The 6,663-nt window shown below is 73.2% G+C and carries 4 protein-coding genes and 1 tRNA gene; 3 read left to right on the top strand and 2 right to left on the bottom strand.

The features are described 5' to 3' along the window. Positions 1–1,805 (top strand): ATP-binding protein (locus H5J33_RS19040; protein WP_399552870.1); only part of this gene is annotated, 1,805 nt, incomplete at its 5' end. Between the two features lie 17 nt (positions 1,806–1,822). Here H5J33_RS19040 and H5J33_RS19035 read toward each other — a convergent pair. Then, entirely contained in the window at positions 1,823–4,411 is a 2,589-nt protein-coding gene (locus H5J33_RS19035; RefSeq protein ID WP_181796135.1) for a DUF6185 family protein, read from the bottom strand. Positions 4,412–4,603: 192 nt separating this feature from the next. Beyond that, positions 4,604–4,676: transfer RNA gene (locus H5J33_RS19030), tRNA-Ala, on the bottom strand. Between the two features lie 183 nt (positions 4,677–4,859). Between H5J33_RS19030 and H5J33_RS19025 the strand changes: the two genes are divergently transcribed. After that, positions 4,860–5,408: a DNA-binding protein gene (locus tag H5J33_RS19025; RefSeq protein WP_030780911.1), complete on the top strand. Its 549-nt coding sequence runs from the start codon at positions 4,860–4,862 to the stop codon at positions 5,406–5,408. An 89-nt stretch (positions 5,409–5,497) separates the two neighbouring features. Continuing rightward, a partial coding sequence (locus tag H5J33_RS19020) for a serine/threonine-protein kinase (RefSeq protein WP_181796134.1) occupies positions 5,498–6,663 on the top strand: 1,166 nt, incomplete at its 3' end.

Below are 6,663 nucleotides of genomic sequence, written 5' to 3'. Positions count from 1 at the left end.
TGGCGGCGACCCGGGTCCGCGCGCTGGGCGTGCGCGAGCTGGCGGCCCGGCTCGGCGACCGGTTCCAGCTGCTGACCTCGGGGCGGCGCGGCGCGCCCGAACGCCAGCAGACCCTGCGCGCGGTGATCGACTGGAGCTGGGAGCTGCTCGGCGCGCCGGAGCGCATCGTGCTGCGCCGGCTGGCCGCGTTCAGCGACGGCTGCGACCTCCGGGCGGCCGAGGCGGTGTGCGCGGGCGACGGGGTCGCCTGCGCCGAGGTGCCCGACCTGGTGACACGGCTGGTCGACCGGTCCCTGGTGGTGGTCGTGGCCGGACCCACGGGCCCGCGCTACCGGCTCCTGGAGTCCGTCGCCGCGTACGCCACCGAGCGGCTGCACGAGATGGAGGACCTCGCCGCCGTACGCGACCGGCACCTGGGCCACTACCTCGCGCTCGCCGAACGCGCCGAACCCGAGCTGCGCGGCCCCGGGCAGCGGTCCTGGCTGGCCCGGCTCGACGCCGAGTCCGGCAATCTGCGCTCCGCCCTGGACGAGGCCGTACGCCGCGCCGCCATCGGTGACCCGGGCCAGGCGGCACGGCTGGCCGCCGCGCTGGCCTGGTGGTGGCTGCTGCGCGGCCGGCTCGCCCAGGCCCGCCGCAGCCTGCGCGCGGTGCTGGACACCACGCCGGCCGCCGACCGCAGCGAACTCACCCTGCTGCACACCGCGTTCGCCCTGCTCACCGGCGACCGCGACCCGGTCACCGCCCTTCCCGGCGACACCGCCCTCGCCGGCACCGCCGCCGGGCCCGACCCGGTACGACGGGCCCGGTCGCTGTGGCTGTGCGCGTACGGCCTGTTCAGCGCGGGCGCGGTGGCCGACAGCGGGGAGCTGAACGACCGGGCGCTGACGCTGTTCACCAGCGCGGACGACCAGTGGGGCACCGCCGCCGCGCTCGGCCTGCGGGCCACGCTCGCGCTGGTCCGCGGCGACCTCGCCGGGCTGGGCCGCGACGGCCGGCGCAGCGCAGCGCTCTTCCGCGAACTGGGCGACCGCTGGGGCGAACTCCAGACGGTGTCACCGCTGGCGGCGCTCGCGGAGATCAAGGGCGAGTACGAGGAGGCCGTCAGCCGCCAGTACGAGGGGCTGCGGATCGCCCGTGAACTGGGCCTCGCGGCCGAGGTGTCGGCCCGGCTGTCCGGCCTGGGCCGCCTGGCGCTGCTGGCCCACGACTGGGACCGCGCCCGCGACCTGCACGAACAGGCCCGGCGCAGCGCCGCCGAACAGGGCTACAAGTACGGCGAGATCCACGCCGGGATGGGCCTGGCGCTCGGCGCCCGCCGCTCCGGCGACCTCGACGCCGCCGAGGCGCACCTGCGGCACCTGCGCGAGGGGTACGCCGATGTGTCCTCCCAGGCGGGCGACCATCTGCTGCTCGCCGAGCTGGGTTTCGTCGCCGAACTGCGCGGCGACGCCGACACGGCCGCGGCGCACCATCTGCGCGGCCTGGAGGTGGCCCGCGCGATAGACGAGCCGCGGGCGCTCGCCCTGTCCCTGGAGGGCCTGGCCGGTGCGGCGGCCCTGCGGGGCACCCGCTCCGCGGCGGCCCGCGCGGCCCTGCTGCTCGGCGCGGCCGACGCGGCCCGGCGCAGCGTGGACGCACCGCTTCCCCCGGCCGAGCGCACCGACGTGGACCGTATCGAGCGGTCGGCCCGCGCGGTGCTGGGCGACACGGACTTCACCCGGTCCTTCACCACCGGCACCCACCTGACCCCCGAGGAGGCCCTGCGCGAGGCGGCCCCGGCACGGGAAGGCACCGCCCGGTAGCCCCGAGCCACCCGGTACTACGGGCTCCCCGGGCCCCCGCCCACCGCGTTCTCACCGGGGCTGCGCTCGATCACGATCATCGGGTCGTTTCCCTTCAGCTGCTGCCAGATGGTCACCAGGGCCACGAGCTGGCCGATGAGGAAGGCCACTTGGACGGAGGCTGTGCGCCACTGGTATATGGACAACAGCATGCTTGCCCGGCTCGGCCAGTAGTGCCTTTCTCCGTGGAAGGTGTCTATGTCCATCGCGACTCCGGTCAGGGTGAGGACGAGCAGGGTGAGGCTGAGCTCGAGCGGCCATGTGTTGAAGGACTGGTCGACGATCCAGTCACCGGCCCACTGCACGAGCACCGGAGTCGCGTAGGCGAGGGCGATCACCGACGCGCGCGCCGGCCCGCGGCGGCCGGGCAGTACACGCCACAGCGCGCCCAGCGTGAAGCCGGCGCCCACCCACAGGAGTTCCGTGGCGACCGCGGCCGTCACCGTTTCGGCGAACCCGAAGCGCTGCAGGAACTTGTCGGCCCACCGAACGCCGCGGAGGTGATCGGCCCAGATCAGTATGGCGACGGCGGGAACCGAGGTCAGCGCGGTGAAGTAAGCGGCCCGGCAGGCGTTGCCCCACCAGGTGGTCCGCGGCCCCCAGGCCAGGGCCAGCTCCACCGGGCTTATGGAGGGGGGCAGCCGTATCCATGTGTTGGGGAGGCCGGGCGGCGGGGAGGGGTGGGCCAGCCGGTGCAGCCGGTCCAGCTCGTGTTCCAGCTGGGCCCGGTCTCCGTCCTGCTGCCCCTGCTCCAGCCGCCTCAGCTGGGCGTGCAGCTCCCGGTGGCGCCGCGCCGCCTTGAGCAGCTGCGGCCGGTCGGACTCCCTGGCCACCTCGTGCAGCCGGTGGCCGGAGAGCAGTTTCCGGTACAGGACCGCGCGTCTGGTGCCGATGGCGAGCAGGCCGGTCAGGGTGAGCCAGAGTCCGAGCAGGGGCAGCAGGGGCAAGGGAACACCGGCGTACCAGCCGGCGACCGGCGCGATGCAGACCACGAAGAACACCTTGAGGGTCAGCAGCTCCGCCGGTGCGGGCAGGACGTCCCCCGGGTCGGCCGCCTTGCCACGGACGCGCAGGACGGCAAGGACGGCCAGGGACAGGCCCCACCACCAGAAGTAGGTTCCGTGGAACCAGTCCAGCCAATCGGAGGGGAACCAGCGCATCTCGTTGAACACGGTCGCCGCGTGCCACAGGCCGTAGGCCTCGGACGCCTGCCGTGCGCTGAGCCAGCTCTGCTGCTCCCACAGGTTCTCCGCGGTCCACACGCTCACCGCGGAGACCGCCACGGACACCAGGGCCAACGCGGCAAGCAAGGCATGCGGGAAGCGGCCGCGCGGCCATCCGGGTGTCGCCGGGTCGTCGGCGGCGCGCCACAGCCGCAGCAGAGAGGCCGTGGCACCGACCAGCCAGACGAACACGACGCACGCGCAGGCCCCGGCGAAGGCGACCATGCCCCCGTTCTCGCGGAACCAACGCACCTCGTCCGGGAAGTTCTCCGCGTCGAGCCACAGCTCGGGGGGCAGCGCGAACCACTCGGGCCGGCACGCCACGGCGGTCACGTATCCGGTGGCGGCGGTGGCGAGGGCGACGCCGGTCCGTCCCGGTCCGCCGAAGACGCACAACGCGAGCCCGGTGAGCAGGGCGAGTCCGAAGTGGACGGCGGTGCGGTGCCGGTCCGTCCAGAACAAGGCGGTGTCGTGGTTGGCGAAGTGTCCCAGCAGCGCGTCGTCGAAGTTCTGGACGACGGAGACCGCGAACACCAGCCAGCTCACGACCAGCAGATTGCGCGCCGTGCGGATCTCGGCGGCGGTGCGTGGCAGGGAGGTGGGTGCGCGCCGCACCGCGCGCACCGTGATCAGGAGCAGGACGAGGAACGCTCCGTCCAAGGGCGCCCCGGCCAGCGCGTCGAAGACATACCAAGGGTCCTCGCTCCATCGTGCCGCCGATGCCTTGGCCGCCGGCGGCTGCAGGGTGACCCGTACCTCGGGAGGCTTGCCTCCGGCCTTCTCCCTGGTCCAGGTCAGCCTGGTGGCGGTTCCCGAGGTCGGCGCCGCGGAAGCGCTCCGGCCGGCCCGCCCGCCCAGGTCGACGGTGATCTCCTGCCACCAGGACCCGTCCAGAGCGGGCGGGCGTATCAGCTCCAGTTGCCACAGCCGGTTGCCCACGGTGAGGCGCCAGGGGCCGAAATCACGGGTCTGGCGACTGACGACCCAGGTCACCACACGCTGGTCGACCGTCACCCACTTCTTGTCGACGGTCACCTTCGGCGACTCCGTACGCCCCTCCGTGTCGCGGTAGGGCAAGGGATCACCGGAGTCACGCAGCAGACACCGCATGGCCGTCCGGTACCGCTCCGTGTCCCCGTTCAGCAGCAAATCGACCGCTTGGCTCCAGGACTTGGGTGCCTTCACCGTGAGGCGGCCTTCGGCCTTGGTGTAGTCCTCGTCCGCGTGCTTGAAGCGCACCGATGCGGTGACGCGCGCCGGCTTCAGCTGTTCGGTGTGGCATTCGTCGTCCGCCGCGTGGCCGGTCGCGCCGGGCACCACACACAGCAGCGCTGTCGTGAACATCAGAAAGAGAAAGCGCCGCAGTCCCCGCCCCAACGAGCCCCCCACCCGTGCCGCGCCAGCCGGACCATAGACCTATACCCCGGACGCCTGGCCCGCGACACCGGCTTCCCCCCGTGCGTGCGGTGTGCCCACCAGGACGGCCAAGACCCCCTCTCACCAGCGTTTCCGCAGGTCAGAGGGGGTCTGGAGATGTGGAGCCTAGGGGAGTCGAACCCCTGACATCCGCCATGCAAAGACGGCGCTCTACCAACTGAGCTAAGGCCCCGGGAAGGCGGCGGCCGGCCGGGAGGATCAGGATCCGGCTGGTGCCGCAGACCAGAGTACCGGGTCACCCCCCGTATCCCGCAAAAAGATTGGGGGTCCCCGCGGATGACCACTCTCCGTAAGATGCTCGACGTGGTTCGCTACAGCGAACCGCGGTTTTCAGGGGAAGCGATGGGGAGACGCAATGGACGCCGCACAGCAGGAAGCCACCGCCAGAGCGCGGGAGCTGCAGCGGAACTGGTACGGGGAGCCGCTGGGGGCGCTCTTCCGTAAGCTCATCGACGATCTCGGGCTGAACCAGGCACGGCTCGCGGCGGTCCTCGGCCTGTCCGCTCCGATGCTCTCCCAGCTGATGAGCGGCCAGCGCGCCAAGATCGGCAACCCCGCCGTCGTCCAGCGCGTCCAGCTGCTCCAGGAGTTGGCCTCCCAGGTCGCGGACGGCAGCGTCAGCGCCGCCGAGGCGACCGAGCGCATGGAGGAGATCAAGAAGTCACAGGGGGGCTCCGTGCTCAGCAACACCACCCAGACCACCGGCAGCTCGGGCGCGCCCACGGTCAAGCGCGTGGTCCGGGAGATCCAGTCGCTGCTCCGCTCGGTGGCCGCCGCCGGTGACATCATCGACGCCGCCGACGCCCTCGCGCCGAGCCATCCGGAACTCGCCGAGTTCCTCCGCGTCTACGGTGCCGGCCGCACCGCCGACGCCGTCGCGCACTACCAGTCCCACCAGAGCTGACCCACGGGCCGGCGCACCGGCCGGCCGGGGTACGGGGCACGGGGACACCAGCGGGGGCGCACGAGGCCACGAGGAGGAACGGCGGCTGCATGGGTGAGGTCTTCGCCGGCCGGTACGAGCTGGCCGACCCGATCGGACGCGGTGGCGTGGGCGCCGTATGGCGGGCCTGGGACCACCGCCGGCGGCGTTACGTGGCCGCCAAGGTCCTTCAGCAGCGCGACGCCCACTCCCTGCTCCGCTTCGTCCGGGAGCAGGGGCTGCGCATCGACCACCCGCACGTCCTCGCCCCGGCCAGCTGGGCCGCCGACGACGACAAGGTGCTGTTCACCATGGACCTGGTCACCGGCGGCTCCCTGGTCCACCTGGTCGGCGACTACGGCCCCCTTCCGCCCGCCTTCGTGTGCACCCTGCTCGACCAGTTGCTGTCCGGGCTCGCCGCCGTCCACGCCGAGGGCGTCGTCCACCGGGACGTCAAGCCCGCCAACGTGCTCCTCGAAGCCACCGGCACCGGCCGCCCCCGGCTCAGGCTGTCCGACTTCGGCATCGCCATGCGGCTCGGCGAGCCCCGGCTGACGGAGACCAACCTGGTGGTGGGCACGCCCGGTTACCTCGCCCCCGAACAGATGCAGGGCGCCGAACCCGACTTCCCGGCCGACCTGTTCGCCGTGGGACTGGTAGCCCTCTATCTCCTCGAGGGCGCCAAGCCGGACACCAAGGCGCTCGTGCGGTACTTCCTGGAGCACGGCACGCCCGGCCCGCCCCAGGGCATCCCGGAGCCGCTCTGGCAGGTCGTCGCCTCGCTGCTCCAGCCCGATCCCGAGGACCGTTTCCGTACGGCCACGGGGGCGCGCAAGGCGCTCGCCGCCGCGGTGGAACTCCTGCCGGAGCCCGGCGTCGACGACGAACTCATCGAGATCTTCGACCAACTCGGGCCCCTGCCCCCGGGCTTCGGCCCCGACGGCCCCCTCCGCCAGGCCCCCGGCGTCGCCTTGGAACTCCTCCCGGACAACCCCCCGGCCCCGGCCGCCGGCACCACCCCGCCAGAGGACCCGCACACCGGCACGGGCACGGGCACGGAATCAGGCGGGAGCACGGACGCGCGTACGGGTACGGATCCCGGCGTCTCCTCCCCCACCGGCTCCCTGTCGGACACCGGAAGCTTCCGTCTCCCCCCGCCCCAGCAGCCCCCGGACCCGACCCCCGCCCCCCGTCCCCTCCCGCCCACACCCGCGCTCCCGCCCCCGCTCACGCCCCC

This window comes from Streptomyces sp. WELS2, assembly GCF_013870595.1.
Lineage (GTDB): Bacteria > Actinomycetota > Actinomycetes > Streptomycetales > Streptomycetaceae > Streptomyces.
The sequence above is the reverse complement of the archived record's forward strand: the minus strand, read 5'-3'. Positions and strand labels throughout refer to the sequence as shown.

Coding starts and splice junctions, on each gene's coding strand:
- H5J33_RS19035 (WP_181796135.1), bottom strand. CDS start 4,411: ATGTTCACGACAGCGCTGCTGTGTGTGGTGCCCGGCGCGACCGGCCAC.
- H5J33_RS19025 (WP_030780911.1), top strand. CDS start 4,860: ATGGACGCCGCACAGCAGGAAGCCACCGCCAGAGCGCGGGAGCTGCAG.